Annotated in this window: 10 protein-coding genes; 5 read left to right on the forward strand and 5 right to left on the reverse strand. The window is 77.5% G+C overall.

What is annotated here, in order from left to right; all coding sequences use genetic code 11:
* Nucleotides 1-8: 8 nt before the first annotated feature.
* The 5 genes from ACFU5J_RS04190 to ACFU5J_RS04210 form a co-directional block, all read right to left on the reverse strand.
* Nucleotides 9-1,082, reverse strand: coding sequence for an LLM class flavin-dependent oxidoreductase (locus ACFU5J_RS04190; RefSeq protein ID WP_430574128.1), 1,074 nt, complete (start codon nt 1,080-1,082; stop codon nt 9-11).
* Between the two features lie 121 nt (nt 1,083-1,203).
* Nucleotides 1,204-3,225: an exodeoxyribonuclease V subunit alpha gene (gene recD / locus ACFU5J_RS04195; RefSeq protein ID WP_430577928.1), complete on the reverse strand. Its 2,022-nt coding sequence runs from the start codon at nt 3,223-3,225 to the stop codon at nt 1,204-1,206.
* A complete protein-coding gene (locus ACFU5J_RS04200; protein WP_430577929.1) occupies nt 3,222-6,746 on the reverse strand; it encodes a UvrD-helicase domain-containing protein in 3,525 nt (1,174 codons plus the stop codon). The genes recD and ACFU5J_RS04200 overlap by 4 nt, the downstream gene beginning before the upstream one ends.
* Nucleotides 6,743-10,168 carry an exodeoxyribonuclease V subunit gamma gene (recC, locus tag ACFU5J_RS04205; protein WP_430577930.1) on the reverse strand — a complete coding sequence of 1,142 codons (3,426 nt, stop codon included), beginning with the start codon at nt 10,166-10,168 and terminating at the stop codon, nt 6,743-6,745. The genes ACFU5J_RS04200 and recC overlap by 4 nt, the downstream gene beginning before the upstream one ends.
* Before the next feature lie 184 nt (nt 10,169-10,352).
* Entirely contained in the window at nt 10,353-10,877 is a 525-nt protein-coding gene (locus ACFU5J_RS04210) for a DUF1992 domain-containing protein (RefSeq protein WP_430577931.1), read from the reverse strand.
* A 73-nt stretch (nt 10,878-10,950) separates the two neighbouring features.
* On the opposite strand from ACFU5J_RS04210, the gene ACFU5J_RS04215 reads away from it, so the two are divergent.
* The 5 genes from ACFU5J_RS04215 (at nt 10,951) to ACFU5J_RS04235 (ending at nt 15,445) form a co-directional block, all read left to right on the forward strand.
* On the forward strand, nt 10,951-11,550 hold the full coding sequence (locus ACFU5J_RS04215) for a TetR/AcrR family transcriptional regulator (protein WP_430577932.1): 600 nt from the start codon (nt 10,951-10,953) through the stop codon (nt 11,548-11,550).
* Between the two features lie 139 nt (nt 11,551-11,689).
* On the forward strand, nt 11,690-12,403 hold the full coding sequence (locus tag ACFU5J_RS04220) for an ABC transporter ATP-binding protein (protein WP_430574134.1): 714 nt from the start codon (nt 11,690-11,692) through the stop codon (nt 12,401-12,403).
* Nucleotides 12,403-13,329 (forward strand): hypothetical protein, encoded by a 927-nt coding sequence (locus ACFU5J_RS04225; RefSeq protein WP_430577933.1) that lies wholly within the window; start codon nt 12,403-12,405, stop codon nt 13,327-13,329. Before ACFU5J_RS04220 ends, ACFU5J_RS04225 begins: the two co-directional genes overlap by 1 nt.
* Before the next feature lie 134 nt (nt 13,330-13,463).
* Nucleotides 13,464-14,789 (forward strand): sensor histidine kinase, encoded by a 1,326-nt coding sequence (locus tag ACFU5J_RS04230; RefSeq protein ID WP_430577934.1) that lies wholly within the window; start codon nt 13,464-13,466, stop codon nt 14,787-14,789.
* A complete protein-coding gene (locus ACFU5J_RS04235; RefSeq protein WP_430574137.1) occupies nt 14,786-15,445 on the forward strand; it encodes a response regulator in 660 nt (219 codons plus the stop codon). Before ACFU5J_RS04230 ends, ACFU5J_RS04235 begins: the two co-directional genes overlap by 4 nt.
* Nucleotides 15,446-15,454: the final 9 nt, after the last annotated feature.

Consider the following 15,454-nt stretch of genomic DNA (forward strand, 5'->3'; position numbering starts at 1 on the left):
CGCGGGCGTCAGGCGGAGAGGGCCTCGGCGAGCAGCTCGAGGGTCCGGACGCGGCCGGGGGTCGCGTCCAGGGGCTCGGACTCGTAGGTGCCGGCGACGGGCACGACCATGACCTCGTCCACGCCGTGCCGCGTGGCCAGGTCGCGGAGCTGGGCCGCGGCCTGGTGCGGCTCGCCGACCACCCAGCGGGCGCGCATGTCGGCAATGATCTGCTCCGCCATCGGGTCGAGCGGCTCGGCGGCGGCCTGCTCGACGGTCTCCGCGCGGCCCATCGGCTTGCCGGTGCGCAGGCGTGCCATCGAGCGCAGCTGGGGCAGCGCGCGCTCGTGCGCCTCGACGGCGGTGGGCGCGACGACGACGTTCACCGTGAGGAACGTCTGCGGCTCCGGGTGGGCGGCGCTGGGCCGGTAGTTGTCGCGGTACAGGGCGAGCACCTGGTCGACGCCCGCGCCCGAGAAGTGGTTCGCGAAGACGTACGGCAGCCCCAGCTCCGCGGCCAGACGGGCGGAGTAGTCGCTGGAGCCGAGCAGCCACACCGTCGGCGTGCCGTCGGCGGCGGGCGTGGCGTGGACGTCGTAGATGTTGCCGTCGCCGAGGCGCAGCGCGGCGCCGTCGGGGCTCATCAGGGCGAGGATGTCGCGCACGTGCTGCGGGAACCGTTCGACGTCCGAGGTCGGGCCCGACTGCCGCAGCAGCGCCGTGACCACGGGGTCCGAGCCGGGCGCCCGCCCGATGCCGAGGTCGACGCGGCCCGGCGCGAGCGCCTCGAGGGCGGCGAACTGCTCGGCCACGACGAGGGGCGCGTGGTTGGGCAGCATGACGCCGCCGGAGCCGACGCGGATGCGCTCCGTGACGGCGGCCGCCGCCGCGATCATCACGGGCGGCGTCGACGCGGCCACGGCGGGCATGTTGTGGTGCTCGGCGAACCAGTACCGCTCGAACCCCAGCTCGTCCGCCCGCCGCACCAGCGCGAGGGAGGCGGCCAGCGCCTGGGGGCTGGACTGGCCGGTGCGGACCGGGACGAGGTCCAGCACGGACAGCCGGGGGGAGGTGGGCGCGGGGGTCGAGGCGTCGGCGTTCATCGCCTGGGACAACCCTCGCGGGCCGGGCTCCTATTCCGTGACTGCCGGCGGCGCGAGCGTGATCTCGGGCGCACCCCGCCCGCGCGACGTCCCCCAGACCACCCTCACGGCGGCGGGCGCGTCAGGGGAGGGGGTCGCGGAGACCGCTCGCGCGGCGGACGGGGTGCGCGACGGCGGCCCGCACGGCCTCCGCGGTGCCCACGACGCGCACGAACTCCTGCGCGCGCGTGACCGCCGTGTACAGCAGCTCGCGGGTGAGCAGGGGCGAGGTGGGCGGGGGCAGCACGAGGGACACGCGGCGGAACTGGCTGCCCTGCGCCCGGTGCACCGTCATGGCGTGCACGGTCTCGACCGGCGGCAGCCGGTGGGTGCGCACGCGCAGCGGGTCCCGCGGGTCGCCGAAGGCGGCGACGACGCCGTCACCCTCGGCCACGAGCACCCCGGTGTCGCCGTTGTACAGGCCCACGTCGGCGTCGTTGGTCGTGACCAGCAGCGGCCGGCCCACGACCCACGGCGTCCCCGGGGCGGCGGGCAGCGCGCCGTCGGCGGTCGCGTCCTCGACCCACGCCTCCACCTGCGCCGCCCAGCGGGCGACGCCGACCGGCCCGCGGCGGTGCGCGACCATCACGCGGTGCGCGGACAGCGCGTCCAGGGCGCCCGCCGCGTCCCCGGCGCGCGCCGCCGCGACCAGCCGCCGCCCGGCGTCGACCGCGTCGTGGTGCAGACCTGCCACGGCGTGCTCGTCGAGGCGCTCCGTGTCGGCCTCGACCAGCTCGACACCGCCGTCGCCCGCGCGCAGGACGTCGAGCACGGCGTCGGCGTCGCCGTCGCGGATCGCCGCGGCCAGCGGCAGGATCGCGGAGTCGGAGCCCTGGCGATGCACGGTCACCAGCCGCACGACGCCGTTGGCGAGGGAGCGGCGGTCGTCCTCCGCACCGCCCGTGGGCTCGGCGGGCTCGGCCGGCTCGGCCGGCTCGGCCGGCGTGGCGGGCGTGGCGGGCGTGGCGGGCTCGGCCGGCGTGGCGGTGGTGAGGTGCTCGCCCAGCGTGCCGACCACCGGCGGGCGGGCGACGAGGTCGCCCAGCACGGCTCCGGCCTCGACGGACGCGAGCTGGTCGGGGTCCCCGACGAGGACGAGCCGGGCGTCCGGGCGCAGCGCCTCGAGCAGCCGCGCCATGAGCGACAGCGGCACCATCGACGTCTCGTCCACCACGACGACGTCGTGCGGCAGGTGGTGCCCCGCGTGGTGGCGGAAGCGGGTGGCGCTGCGATACCCGAGCAGCCGGTGGACGGTGGTCGCGTCGGGGCGCCCGGTCCGCTCGCGGTCCTCCGGCGGGAGGGCGCCCACCACCTCGCGCACCGCCTCCTGCAGCCGCGCGGCCGCCTTGCCGGTCGGCGCGGCGAGCGCGACCCGCAGGGGAGGTCCTCCGGTCGGATCCTCGCCGGCGACGTCCTGCAGCACGGCGAGCAGCCGCGCGACCGTGGTGGTCTTGCCGGTGCCGGGCCCGCCCGTGAGCACGGTGAGGCGGCGGCCTGCGGCGTGCGCGGCGGCGAGGCGCTGGCGGACGTCGCCCGCGGCGGGGAACAGGCGGGCGAGCGCCCCCTCGAGCCGGTCGGTGCCGGCGGGGACCAGGGGTGCCGCCTGCAGGCGGGCGTCGACCAGGCGCCGCACGGTGAGCTCGTCGCGCCAGTAGCGGTCGAGGTACAGGCGGCCGCCGACCCAGCGGGCGGGGCGGTCCACGGGCTCGCCGGCGCCGACGGCCACGGCGGGGCTCGCCTCGATCGCGTGCACCCACGCGGCGTGCTCCGGCCAGGGCGGGGGAGCGGCGGCCGGGTTGTCGGCGAGCGCGTCGCCCCGGTCGGCGTCCTCGGGCAGCGCGAGCGCCGCCAGCTCGTCGGGGTCGTCCAGCCGCACGCACACGGACCCGCCGCGCAGGGCGCGGACGGCGAGGGCGACGGCGAGCAGCACCGTGGCGTCCTCCTCGCCGGTGAGCCGGCCGAGCCGGGTCGCGACGTGCACGTCCGTGGCCGCCACCAGCCCGGCGGCGTTGAACTCCCGCAGCAGGCCGGGGGCCGCGGCGGCGACGCGGACGTCGCCGGCGGACTCGGCCGGGCCGCCGGGCAGCGTGGCGGTGTCGGTCATGCGTCGCCTCCGTCGAGCAGCGCGGACAGGGCGGGCACCAGCCCGCGCGGCGGCACCCAGGACACGACGCCGTGGGGTGCGCCGTCGGGCCCGGTGGGCGTGCCCGGCCCGCACATGCCGCGCACGAACAGGTAGAGCCCGCCGCCGAGGTGCACCTCCGGGTCGTAGCCGGGCAGCCGCCAGGCCAGGTAGCGGTGCAGCGCCACGAGGTACAGCACGAGCTGCAGCGGGTAGTGGGCGTGCAGCATGGCGTCGACCGTGGCCTCGGGGCGGTAGTCGTACGCCGTCAGCGGGGCGTCGGGGACGCCGAGGCGGTTGGTCTTGTAGTCGACGACGAGGAACCGCGGGGCGCCGTCGTCGCCCGGGACGCGCAGCACCATGTCGATGGACCCCGTGAGGTAGCCGCGGAGCGGGCGCGCGCCCGGGTCCGCCTCCGCGAGCTCCGCCAGCGCGGCGGGGTAGGCGGCGAACACGTCGTCGTCGCCGAGGTAGCGGCCGAGCAGAGCAGCGATGTCGGTCAGGCCGGCGCCCTCCGACGTCCTCCCCTGCGAGGCGGCGTCACCGTCACCGCCGGCGAGCGGCAGCTCGAACTCGAGCTCGGCGAGCCGGTCGCGCGGGGTGACCTCTGCGAGGGTGCGGCCGGCCGCGAGCGGCCCGAGCGGCGTGCGTGCGACGACGCCCAGGGCGGCGGCGAGCTCCGCCGGGTCGGTGCCGGGCACCCGGGAGGTCGCGGCGGCGGCGCAGCGGGCGAGCAGCTCGGCGTCGAGGTCGGGTGCGGCGGTGTCCGCGTACTCGAGGACCTCGTGCACGAGCGTGCCGAACCCCGTCCCGGCGGGCAGCCCGGACATCGGCGAGGGCAGGTCGGCGCCCGGTGCGTCGACGGCACCCGGGGCGGAGGGGTCGCCCGGCCTCACTGCCGTGGGCGCGGCGTCGGCCGGCTCGTCCTGCACCCCGCCGCCCTCCGGCTCGGACTCCACCCCGCCGGACGCGGGCCCGGCGGCCGCCGTGGGGGCGAGCCCGCCCGGTCGCCCGGTGTGGGCCGCCGCGGTGAGCGCGGAGTACGACGCGCGCCGCCACGTCTGGTCGGGAAGGCGGTCGAGGTGGGCGACGTCGAGGGAGGGCTCGTGCTCCGCGGGCGGGCGCCAGCGCTCGGTCGACGGCTCGGCGGGCACCTCCTCGGCGGAGACGGTGCCGCCGGAACGGCCGGCCAGCGCACCGAAAGCGGCGCGCACCGCGTCGTCGCGCATCGCCTGCTGGGACGCGTGCGGCGCGGGCTCGCCGCCGAGCGTGCGCTCACCCAGCACGACGCGCGTCAGCCCGCCCTTGGAGGTGTTGGCCTTCGACGGAGCCCAGTGCGCGACGACCTGGTGCCGGGCCCGCGTCAGGGCCACGTACAGCAGGCGCAGGTCCTCGCCGCCCTCCTCGCGGCGGTGCCGCTCCAGGGCCGCGTCGTACCCGAACGAGCCGGGGCCGCCCACGTGCAGGATGCGGCGCCCGTCACCGGCGTGGAAGCGCAGCACCTCGGGCTGGCGCGGCTCGAACCGGTCCCACGCGAACGGCACGTAGACGACGCCGAACTCGAGCCCCTTGCTCGCGTGCACGGTGACGACCTGCACCGCCGCGGCGTCCGTCTCCAGGCGGCGGCTGCGCTCCTCGTCGTAGTCCTGCGCGGCCTCGCGGATGCGGCGACGCAGCCACGCGGTCAGCGCCGACGCGCCCAGCCCCTCGGTCACGGCGGCGACGTGCAGCACCTCGCCCACGTGCCGCAGGTCGGTGAGGTGGCGCTCGCCGGTGCTGGTGCGCATCAGCCGCTCCGCCAGGCCCTCGCGCGTCACCGCCTCCTGCAGCGCCGCGACCCCGCGCGCCCACAGCAGCCGCGACCAGCGGCGCACGGTGTCGGCGAGCGCGTCGTGCGCCGCGTCGTCGGCCGTCGCCAGTCGTTCCGCGTCCCAGCCGACGAACGGCGTGAGCGCGAGCGCGGCCGCCCGGCCGTGCGCGCCCGGCTGCTCCAGCGCGGCGAGGAGCGTCAGCCAGTCGCGCGCGGACGGGGTGGCGAAGACGCTCGACAGCCCGGAGACGACGGCCGGCACCCCGCGCTTCATGAGCTCGGACCGGACCGTCTCGGCCTGGACGTTGGTGCGCGTCAGCACCGCGACGTCGCGCGGTTCGAGCGGGCGCCAGGTGGCGCCCTCGGCGCCGGTCCCGTCGTCGGCGCCGTCGAGCAGCCGGTCGCGCCCGAGCCGGGCGGCGATGTCCGCCGCGACGTCGCGCGCCACGAGCTGGCGCGGCGGGCCGACGGGCGGCGTCTCGCCGGGGGACATCTGCAGCGCGGCGCGCGTCACCTGCCGCAGTCGCAGGGGCGCGCCGCCGTCGAACCGCGAGCCGCGGTGCGCGGCCTCCACCGGCCGCACGACGATCCGCTCGTCGCCCAGTGCCGCCCCGCCCAGCACCGTGTCCAGGGCGCGCAGCAGCGGCTCGTCGCTGCGCCAGCTGGTGCCGAGCGTGGCGACGGCCGTCGCGTCGCGCTGCGCGTCGAGGTACGCCACGACGTCGGCGCCGCGGAAGGCGTAGATCGCCTGCTTGGGGTCGCCGATGAGCACGAGGGTGCGGTGACCGTGGAACGCGGTGCGCAGGATCTCCCACTGCACGGGGTCGGTGTCCTGGAACTCGTCGACCATCACCACGCGGTAGCGCGCCCGCACGCGGGCCGCCGCGGTCGGCCCGTGCACGGGGTCGACGAGGGCGTCGCGCAGCATGACGAGCAGGTCGTCGTAGTCCAGGAGGTGCTGCGCACGCTTGCGCCGCAGGGTCTCGGTGCGGGTCTCCAGGGCGACCGCCTGGCGCAGCGCGCCCTGGGTTGACGGCGCGCCGCCGGCTGGCTCCGCCGGCGCGACCACGGCCTGGTGGTCGCTGACGGCGGCGCGGCCCAGGTCGGCGGCCATGGGCGGGGTGAGCGCGGGGTGAGCCTCGTCCGCGAAGCGGCGCACGTACAGGTCGTCGGACACCTCGCGCACCAGGTCGGCGACGTCCGCGACGAACGTGGCCGCCGGGTCGACGTCCGCGGCGATGCCGAGCGAGGTGAGCATCTGCTGGCAGAAGCCGTGCGTCGTGGTGATCGTCGCGGCGTCCAGCTGGGACAGCGCGGCCGTGAGCCGGGACCGGCGGCGGTCCAGCTCGGCGGCGTCGACGTCGGCCAGGAGCGCCACCACCGGGTCCGGGTGCGTCGCCGGGTCCGGGCCGCGCAGCGCGCGCTCGGCGCTCACCAGGCGCTCGCGCACGCGGTCTCGCAGCTCGGACGTGGCGGCGCGGCCGAACGTCACGAGCATGAGCTCGCGCAGCTCGGCGCGGCCCTCGGCCACGAACCGCGTCGCGAGCGCCGCGATGGTGAACGTCTTGCCGGTGCCGGCGCTCGCCTCGAGCACGGTGGTGCCGTCCGGCAGCGGGCCGCAGACGTCGAAGACCGGGCGGTCGGGCGTGCCCGCCAGCCCGTCGACCGCGTCGGTGCCGATCCCCGCCGTCATGAGGTGCCCTTCTGCTCGTGCGCCAGCAACGGGTCCCACACCCGCCGGGCGAGCGCGCCCAGGCGGGACGGCTCGTCGGGGAACCGTCGCCGGTCGAGGTCGTCCGGGGTGCCGGCGATCGCGTCGAACGACGCGCCGTCCCCCCAGACCATGAGGTGGTACGGATCGGTCTTCTCGAAGCCGCCGGTCCAGGTGTAGCGGGCCTCGCTGGTCGCCTGGCCGGGGTCGCCGGTGCCGCCGGCGCGGGTGGTGGCGTAGGCGTGCGCCGCGTCGGGCGGCAGGGGCAGCGGCGCCCGGGCCGCTTCGGCCCGCAGCGCCACGAGGTCGTCGAGGAGGCGTGCGGCGTCGGACGTGTCCGGGGCCTGGATCAGGCTCCACGCGGCCTTGGCGCCGCGGCCGGGGGCCCGTCCGACGGTGCCCGCGTGCCACCGCTCGCCCTCGGGGAGGCCGCCGTCGCCGTCGGACGCGGCGAGCGCGAGGGTCTGCACCCAGGCGCGCAGCCGGTGCTTCGGCCCCAGCTTGGAGTACTCGGCGCGCACCACCCGGCCGCCGTGCACGCCCGGGACCGTGCCGGTGACGAGCACCCCGGAGGGCAGGGCGGCGGCGACGTCGACGGCGCGTGCGGCCTGGTCGGCGCGCACCTGCCGGGCCATGACCTCCACGGGCTGCACGCGCGCGACGACGTCGCGCAGGGACGTGCGTCCGAGCTCGCGAGGCGGCGCCTGGCCGCGCCGCCACTCCGCCTGGAAGGCCCGGCCGGGGTCGGTGCCGCCGAGCACGGCGGTGAGGATGCGGTCGCCGGCGCCCCACGCGGCCAGGGGCGGCATGGCCAGGGGCAGTCGGTCGTCCACCTCGTCCTCGTCCTGCGCGATCCGCACGTCGAGCGTGGTCCGCAGGAACCAGCGCACGGGGTGCTCGAGCATCGCGACCAGGTCGTCGAGGTCGACCTCGGAGGGTGCGGCGGCGTCGAGCGCGAGCGGCTCGGGCACGAGGAGGCCCGGCTCGACGCGCTCGCCGCGCCCGGCGGCCGCGCCGCGGAACGCGGCCTGGTCGAAGCTGAACGGCCCGGGGGTGCCGAGCGCGCGGGCCTCGAAGTTGCGCTCGCCCACCACCTGCAAGGGGTGCCGCACGACGACCTGCCGCCGGGCCGGCCCGCCGTCCGCGGTGGTACCGACCCGGTCGATCGCGTCGAGCAGCTCGGCGACGGGCACGGCGGGCGGCCGGTCGGCGCCGGTGCGCTCGTCGGCGCCGGAGTGCAGCACCACCAGGTGCTCGCGCGCGGCGGTGAGGGCGTCGAGGAAGATCTGCCGGTCCTCGCTGCGCCGGTCGCGCTCGCCGAGGCACGCGCCGCGGGCGAGCAGGTCGTCGCCGTCGGGCGTGGCCGAGCGGGGGAACGCGCCGTCCTCCATGCCGAGCAGGCACACCACCCGGTGCGGGACGGCGCGCATCGGCTCCAGCGAGCAGACGGTGAGCGCGCCGGTGCGGAAGCCGGCGCGCGTGGGGCGGCCGGCGAGCCGGTCGGCGAGGAGGGCGCGCACGTCCTCGAGCCGCAGCCCGCCGCCCGAGGTCGCGGCGGGGCGCCCGGCCCCGGCCGCCCGCACGTCGCCGAGCACCCGGCGTGCCTGCACGGACTGCCAGGCGTCGTCCGGGGCGGGGTCGGTGAGCAGGGTGACGGCCCGGTCGAGCGTGTCGAGCCAGTGCTCCAGCGGGTGGGTGCCGTCGAGGTCGGCGAGCAGCCCGGTCAGCCGTGCCACCAGCTCCGCGAACCGGCCCGCGACGTCCACGTCGGTGGAGCCGATGTCGTCCAGCGGCAGCGCCGGGCCCACGAAGCGCGAGTCCTCCTCGGCCATCGCCACGCCCAGCAGCACCCGGTCCAGGGCGGCGTCCCAGGTCCCCTGGCGCACGCGCGGGTCGATGCCGAAGCGGGCCCGCCGCGTGCCGTCCTCGCCCCAGCGCACGCCCACCTCGACGGCCCAGGTGCGCCAGCGGTCGAGGTCGTCGTCGGACAGCCGGAAGCGGCGTCGCACGGGCTCCGTGGCGGCGAGGTCGAGGACCTCGGAGGCGGTGACGCGCCCGTCGGCCAGGCGCAGGAGCGTGGCGAGCACGCCGAGCACGGGGTTGACGACGCCCGGCCCGCGGTCGGCCAGGCTGACGCGCAGCCGCTGCCCCGGGTGCACCTGCGTGACGCCGTCGGGCGCGGCGCCGAACGTCGCCGTGACCAGCGGCGCGAACGACTCCACGTCGGGGCACATGACGATGACGTCGCGCGGCTCCAGCGTCGGGTCGGCGGCGAACAGCCCGGTGAGCACCTCGCGCAGCACCTCCACCTGGCGCGCGCGCCCGTGGCAGGCGTGCACCTGGACGCTGCGGTCCGCGGGGTCGACGTCGTGGGGCGCGGCATCGGGATCGTCCGCGCGCAGCGCCCCCTGGAGCGCGCCGAGCAGCGTGGCGGGCGGGGGCGGCGCGGCGTGATGCGTGACGTGGAGCTCGGGGGTCTCGTCGTCGGGGGCGTCGAGCGCGCCCGACAGCCGCAGCTGCAGCTCGACGGAGTCGCGCGCGGTGGACGCGAGCAGCGCGTGCCGGGCGGCCGGCGGCACGTCGTCGCGACGCGGGCCGGTGACCGCGCCCCCGGCAGCGAGCTCCCCGACCGCGTCCCACAGCGCGGGGGAGGGGTGCGGCAGCCAGAGGTGCACGTCGCGGTGCAGGGCGAGCGCACGCAGCACGCGGCGCTGGTCCTCGGGCAGGCGGGTGGGGCCGAAGACGGAGATCCGGGCGGGGAGGTCGACGGCGCCCGGGTCCGCGCGCAGCGCGGCGACGGCCTCGGCGAGCACCTCCGCCGGGCCGGGCGCGTCCACACGCTCGCGCACGCGGCGCCACAACCGGGGCTGCCAGGCGAGGTCGTCGGGGACGGGCGCGCCCGCGCCGTCGTCGTCCGCGCCGTCGAGCCAGCGCGCGAGCAGGTCCGGGCGCTGCTGGGCGTACGCGGAGAACAGGTCGGCCACCCGCTGCGCCAGGGCGAGCCGGCGCGAGCGTCGGACGCCGTCACCGTCCTCCCCGACGTACCGGGCGAGCGGGGCCGCCCACGCCTCGTCCAGCGACGCGTCGACCGTCTCCAGCACCGGCCACACGAGGCGCGAGCGGCGCCACGGGTCGTCGTCGTGCTCGACGCCCGTCACCGCAGTCACGGCGGACGCCACCAGGCGCGACGGCGACGAGAAGTCCACGTTGGCGCACACCCCCGCGCCCGACGGGCCGTCCACCCCGAGCCGGTGCGAGAGCCGCTGCGCCAGCCACCGCTCGATGCCGCGCGTGGGCACGGCGACGACGTCGGGCGTGAACGGGTCGTCCGGCGGCGCGGCGAGCACGTCGGCGAGGGGAGAGACCAGCGCGTCGGAGCGCTCGGACCGGTGGACGTGCAGCACGTCGGCCAGGTTACGGGCCTGCGCCGACACGGGCAGTCGGTCATCCACAGGTATCGCGACGGACCAGATCTTCGTCTTCAGGGTCGAGGATGCCGAGGCCTCCTCCTGGCGCTCGGAGCTCGGCGTGGTCGCCCCCGACGGGGCCGCGGCCCCGCGGCGGCTCCCCTGACCGCCTCGGCGCCGGTCAGCGGCGTCGCCGACGAGCGCGTCGACGGCGGCGACCGTCGTCGTCCGGCGCCTCGGTCTGACGCCGCTCCCGCGCCTGCGCGGCCCGCGCCGCACGACGCTCCGCCCACGCGGCGACGGTCGCGTCGACGTCGCGCGGCATGGTGACCAGCGGCGGCCCGGCCGGGGGCTGGTAGCGACCACGCAGGACCCGCTCGTTGAACTCCTCGACCTCCTGGCGCACGTCGTCCTCGCTCCACAGCTCGTCGAGGCGCCCGTCCAGCTCGGCGTCGTCCTTGCGGAGCTGGATGGAGGGCGGCAGCACGACGAGCTTCTCGCGCCGCATGAAGGCCTTCAGCCACCAGTCCGGGTCGTGCAGGTCCCGCAGGTCGAGCGGCTTGCCGCTGCCGGGCAGGTTGTCGAACTCGCCGCGTTCGATCGCCTTCCGGACGTGCATCTCGGCGAGCAGCGCGATCGCCACCTCGTCGTCGATGGCGACCGCGTACGGGTTGAAGAACGGGGCCGGCGGGTGCTCGTCGCTCATCGTGTCTCCCGTCCTGTCCTGTTCCAAGTCAACTGTATTGTATCGAGCGCACGACACCCGGGGGAGGAGCAGGATGCCGAAGCAGGTGGACCACCAGGAACGGCGCGAGGCGATCGCCCACGCGCTGTGGCGCGTCGTCGACCAGCACGGCTGGTCCAGGGCCACCCTCCGCGAGGTCGCCCGCGAGGCGGGCGTCTCGCTGGGGCAGCTGCAGCACTACTTCGCGTCCCGCACGGCGATGCTGACCTTCGCGATGGAGTCCGCCGCCGAGCGCACCGCCGACCGGGTCGCGCGGGGGCTGGCCGCGCTCGACCAGCCCCCGCACCCGCGGGACGTGCTGCGCCTGGTGCTCGTCGAGATGCTGCCCCTGCACCCCGACGCGCGGGCGTCGAGCCGCATGAGCGCCGCGTACGTCCTGGAGGCCCTGCACGACCCGGCGCTGCGCCGGCAGGCGGGCCTCGGGCTCCGCGACGGCAGGGCCATGGTCGAGCGTCTCGTCCGTGATGCGGTCGCGCAGGGCCAGATCGCCCCGGACCGGGACCCGGGCATCGAGACCGATCTGGTCCTGGCGCTGACCGGGTTCTCCCCGCTGCTCGAGCTCGGCGTCGTCGAGCCCCCGGCCGCGCTGGCGGCGATCGACCAGCACCTCGACCGCCTCTTCGCAGGGGCCTGACCCGCACCACCTCCCCCGAAAGGCGCAACGCAGGTTCCGCCCTCCGCCCCAAGACCCGCCCACCCGGTCCCGGGAAGGCTCGGGGTATCGGCACAGGGCTCCGGACGACCGGGGCGCCGGGACGACGAGGGAGGGACGGATGACCACCATCCGGATCGAGGGGCTGCACAAGTCCTATCGCGGCTTCGAGGCCGTGCACGACGTGAGCTTCACGGCACAGCCGGGCCGCGTGCTGGGCCTGCTGGGCCCCAACGGCGCGGGCAAGAGCACGACGCTGCAGGTGCTGCTGGGCCTGGCACGGGCGAGCTCGGGCACGGCGACGTTCGACGGCCGCCGGTACGCCGAGCTGGAGCACCCGGCGCAGGAGGTCGGCGCGTTGCTCGACGCGGGCGGCCTGCACCCCGGACGCACGGGCCGCAACCACCTGCGGGTCCTGGCCACGGCGTCGCGGCTGCCCCCGGGCCGGGTCGACGAGGTGCTCGCCGCCGTCGGCATGACGCCGGCCGCCGACCGCCGCGTGCGCACCTACTCCCTGGGGATGCGGCAGCGCCTCGGCATCGCCGCCGCGCTGCTCGGCCGGCCCCGCGTGCTCGTCCTCGACGAGCCCGCCAACGGCCTCGACCCCGCCGGCATGCGCTGGCTGCGCGAGCTGCTGCGCGCGTTCGCCGAGGACGGCGGCACCGTGCTGCTGGCCAGCCACGTGCTCGGCGAGGTCGCGCAGGTGGCCGACGACCTGGTCGTCGTCGGCCAGGGCCGCGTCGTCGCCGCGGGGCCGCTGGCCGAGCTCGTCACCGACCGGAGCCTCGAGGACGTGTACCTCGACCTCACCGCCGCCACCGAAGGAGTGCGCTGATGTCCCTCGCCGTGTTCAGGGCCGAGCTGCTCAAGCTCCGCTCCACCCGGACCCCGTGGGTCGTCGCGGCCGTCGCGGTCGCGGGCATGGTGCTCACCCAGGTCCTCACGCTCGTGCTGCCGCGCACCCTGCGCACCCTGGAGGCGCTGAGCGGGTCGGACGCGGGGTTCCACGTCGGGGCCCAGATGTCCCCGGCGGACACGAGCGAGCTCCTGTCCGGGCTCGCCTCCGCCACCGACCTCGGCACCGCCGCCGCCCAGCGCGGCCTGCTCGACCTCCTGGGCAACGGGCCGGCCGGGTCCGGATCGAGCGGCGTCACCGCGCTGTGCCTGCTGCTGCTCGGGGCGCTCGCGGCCACGGCCGACTTCCGCACCGGGGGCATCGTGCCGACGGCCCTCGCGGTCCCGGACCGGCTGCGGGTCCTCGCCGGCAAGGCGGGCGCGACGGCGGTGGCGGCGCTCGCCATCGGCGTGGCGCTGGCGCTGGTGACGGCGGTCGGCCTGGTGCTGGCCGTCGCGACGACGCCGGGCGCGAGCCTGGCGATCGGCCCGGTGGAGGCGCTCGGCGTGTGGGCCCGCGGCCTGGCAGTCCTCGTCCTGCTCTCGTGGCTGGGGCTCGCCGTCGGTACCCTCGTGCGGGGGCAGGTCGCGGCGGTCGTCGTGGTCGTGGCGCTGGCCCTCGTGGAACCGATGGTGCAGGCCGCCGCGCTCGTCCTCACGGGCGGCGCGACGACGGCGACGTCGTGGCTGCCGATCACCCTCGGCTCCCTCGCGTCGGCGGGGCAGGGCGCGGCCCAGCTGTTCGGCGCGACCACCGACGCCGGGGCGGGCGTCGGGGTCGCGGCGGCGCTGGCGGGGCTGCTCGCCTGGGCGGCCGTGCTGCTGGTCACCGCCGGAGCGGTGTTCCGACGCCGTGACCTGGCGTGACGCATCACACCGCCTGACCTGGCGTGACCTGCACGGACACCTCCCCGCCCGGCGCACGGACGTCGTACCGTGTGCCGGGCGGCACGCGCCCCGCGACCACACCCGACCGACCCCACGACACCGACGGAGGACCCGTGCTCGACGCGCTGCGACGGCGGCTCGACGCCCTGGGCGTCCGGACGGCCACGGGCCGGGACGCGCTGCTCGGAGGCGTCGTCGCGGTGCTGTCCGTCGCGCTGTTCCTCGCCGTGCTGCGGGTCGTGTCGTCGGGCCTCGGGGAGACGTTCGGGGCGTCCGCGTCGGTCGGCGCGATGAGCACCGGCGCGACGGTGGCGACGTGCGTCGTCCTGGTCGGGCAGTCGATGGCGCTGACGCTGCGCCGCCGGTGGCCCGTGCTCTGCCTGGCGCTGACGCTGCTGGGCCAGCTCGTGCTGGTGCCGCTGCTGCCGCCGTTCGTGAGCTTCCAGGGGCCTGCGGCCCTGGTGGCGGCCTATTCGGCGGGTGTCTACGCCCCGCGCCGCCCGGCCCTGGGCGCGGCGGCGGGCACCGCCGTCGCGCAGGTGCTGCTCGGGTTCGTGCTCGGCGGCCCCGCGACGGCCGCCGAGCTGGGCGTCCCCGTGGGCACGCAGCTGTGGGGCGGCCTCGTGTCCGCGCTGGTCACGTACGTGGGCGCCGCCCTCGTCGGGGCGTACGTCGGCACGCGGCGGGAGCTGCTGGCGGAGCTGCGGGCGCGCGTGGCGCAGGCCGAGCGCGAGCGCGAGGCGCTCGCGGCGCAGGCGGTCCTCGCCGAGCGCGGCCGCATGGCCCGCGAGCTGCACGACGTCGCGGCGCACCACCTGTCGGGCATCGTCGTGCAGGCCGCCGCCGCGGAACGGCTCGTCGACGGTGACCCGGAACGGGCGCGGGAGTCGCTGCGCTGGATCCGCGCGCAGGGCCGCGAGACGCTCGAGAACCTGCGCCTCGTCGTCGGCATCCTGCGCGACACCGGGGACCGCGGCGAGGACGCGCCGTCGGCCCCGCAGCCCACGCTGGCGGACGTACCCGCCCTGCTCGACCTCGCCCGCAGCACGGGCACGCGCGTCCAGGAGACGCGCCGCGGCGAGCCCTTCGAGCTGCCGCCGACGGCGCAGCTCACCGTGTACCGGGTGCTGCAGGAGTCGCTGGCCAACGCCCGCCGCCACGCGCCGGGCAGCGCCGTCGACGTCGAGACGACCTACGACGAGGACGCGATGGAGCTCACCGTGCGCAACGGCCGCGGCGACCCCTCGTCGGCGGCGACGCAGGTCGACGACGAGGTCCCCGGGCACGGCGTCATCGGCATGACGGAGCGCGCGGAGCTCGTGGGCGGCCGGCTCTCGGCGCGGCGTACCTCCGGGGGCGGCTGGCAGGTGCGGCTCACCGTGCCGCGCCCGGAGGGCGTGACGACGGGGGCCTCTCGGGCCGGGCAGGGTGCCCGGTGACGCGCGTCGTGCTGGTCGACGACCAGGCCGTGGTGCGCGCCGGGTTCACCGTCATCCTCGAGAGCGAGGGCCTGGAGGTGGTGGGCGAGGCGTCGAACGGCGCGGACGCCGTCCGCGTGGCCCGCCGCGAGCGGCCGGACGTCGTGTGCATGGACGTCCGGATGCCCGGCGGCGACGGCATCACCGCGACCCGAGAGCTCGCGGGCCCGGGCGTCGCCGACCCCGTGCCGGTGCTCGTGGTCAGCACCTTCGACCTCGACGACTACGTGTTCGGCGCCCTCGAGGCCGGCGCGTCCGGCTTCCTCCTCAAGGACGCCGAGCCCGACGTGCTCGTCGACGCCGTGCGCCGCGTCGCGGCCGGGGACGGCCTCGTGGACCAGACGCTCACCCGCCGCGTCATCGACGAGTTCGCGCGCCGCCGCGGCCCCGTCGCGCCGGACGAGGCGGCCGCGGGCCTGCTCACCGGGCGCGAGCGGGAGATCGTCGCGCTGCTGTGCCGCGGGTCGTCCAACGCGGAGATCGCGGCGGCCCTGTTCCTGGAGCCCAGCACCGTGAAGTCGCACCTGAGCCGGATCATGACCAAGACGGGCGCCCGCGACCGCGTGCAGCTCGTCGTGTGGGCGTACGACTCCGGCCTCGTCGTGCCGGGGGCGTGACGTCCCGGG

Source organism: Isoptericola sp. NPDC057559 (assembly GCF_042801555.1).
In the GTDB taxonomy this organism is placed as follows: Bacteria; Actinomycetota; Actinomycetes; order Actinomycetales; family Cellulomonadaceae; genus Isoptericola.

What these genes read in the sequence shown, in the direction of transcription:
- recD (WP_430577928.1), bottom strand. Translation starts at nt 3,225, where the DNA reads ATGACCGACACCGCCACGCTGCCCGGCGGCCCGGCCGAGTCCGCCGGC.
- ACFU5J_RS04215 (WP_430577932.1), top strand. Translation starts at nt 10,951, where the DNA reads ATGCCGAAGCAGGTGGACCACCAGGAACGGCGCGAGGCGATCGCCCAC.
- ACFU5J_RS04200 (WP_430577929.1), bottom strand. Translation starts at nt 6,746, where the DNA reads ATGACGGCGGGGATCGGCACCGACGCGGTCGACGGGCTGGCGGGCACG.
- ACFU5J_RS04190 (WP_430574128.1), bottom strand. Translation starts at nt 1,082, where the DNA reads ATGAACGCCGACGCCTCGACCCCCGCGCCCACCTCCCCCCGGCTGTCC.
- ACFU5J_RS04210 (WP_430577931.1), bottom strand. Translation starts at nt 10,877, where the DNA reads ATGAGCGACGAGCACCCGCCGGCCCCGTTCTTCAACCCGTACGCGGTC.
- ACFU5J_RS04225 (WP_430577933.1), top strand. Translation starts at nt 12,403, where the DNA reads ATGTCCCTCGCCGTGTTCAGGGCCGAGCTGCTCAAGCTCCGCTCCACC.
- ACFU5J_RS04220 (WP_430574134.1), top strand. Translation starts at nt 11,690, where the DNA reads ATGACCACCATCCGGATCGAGGGGCTGCACAAGTCCTATCGCGGCTTC.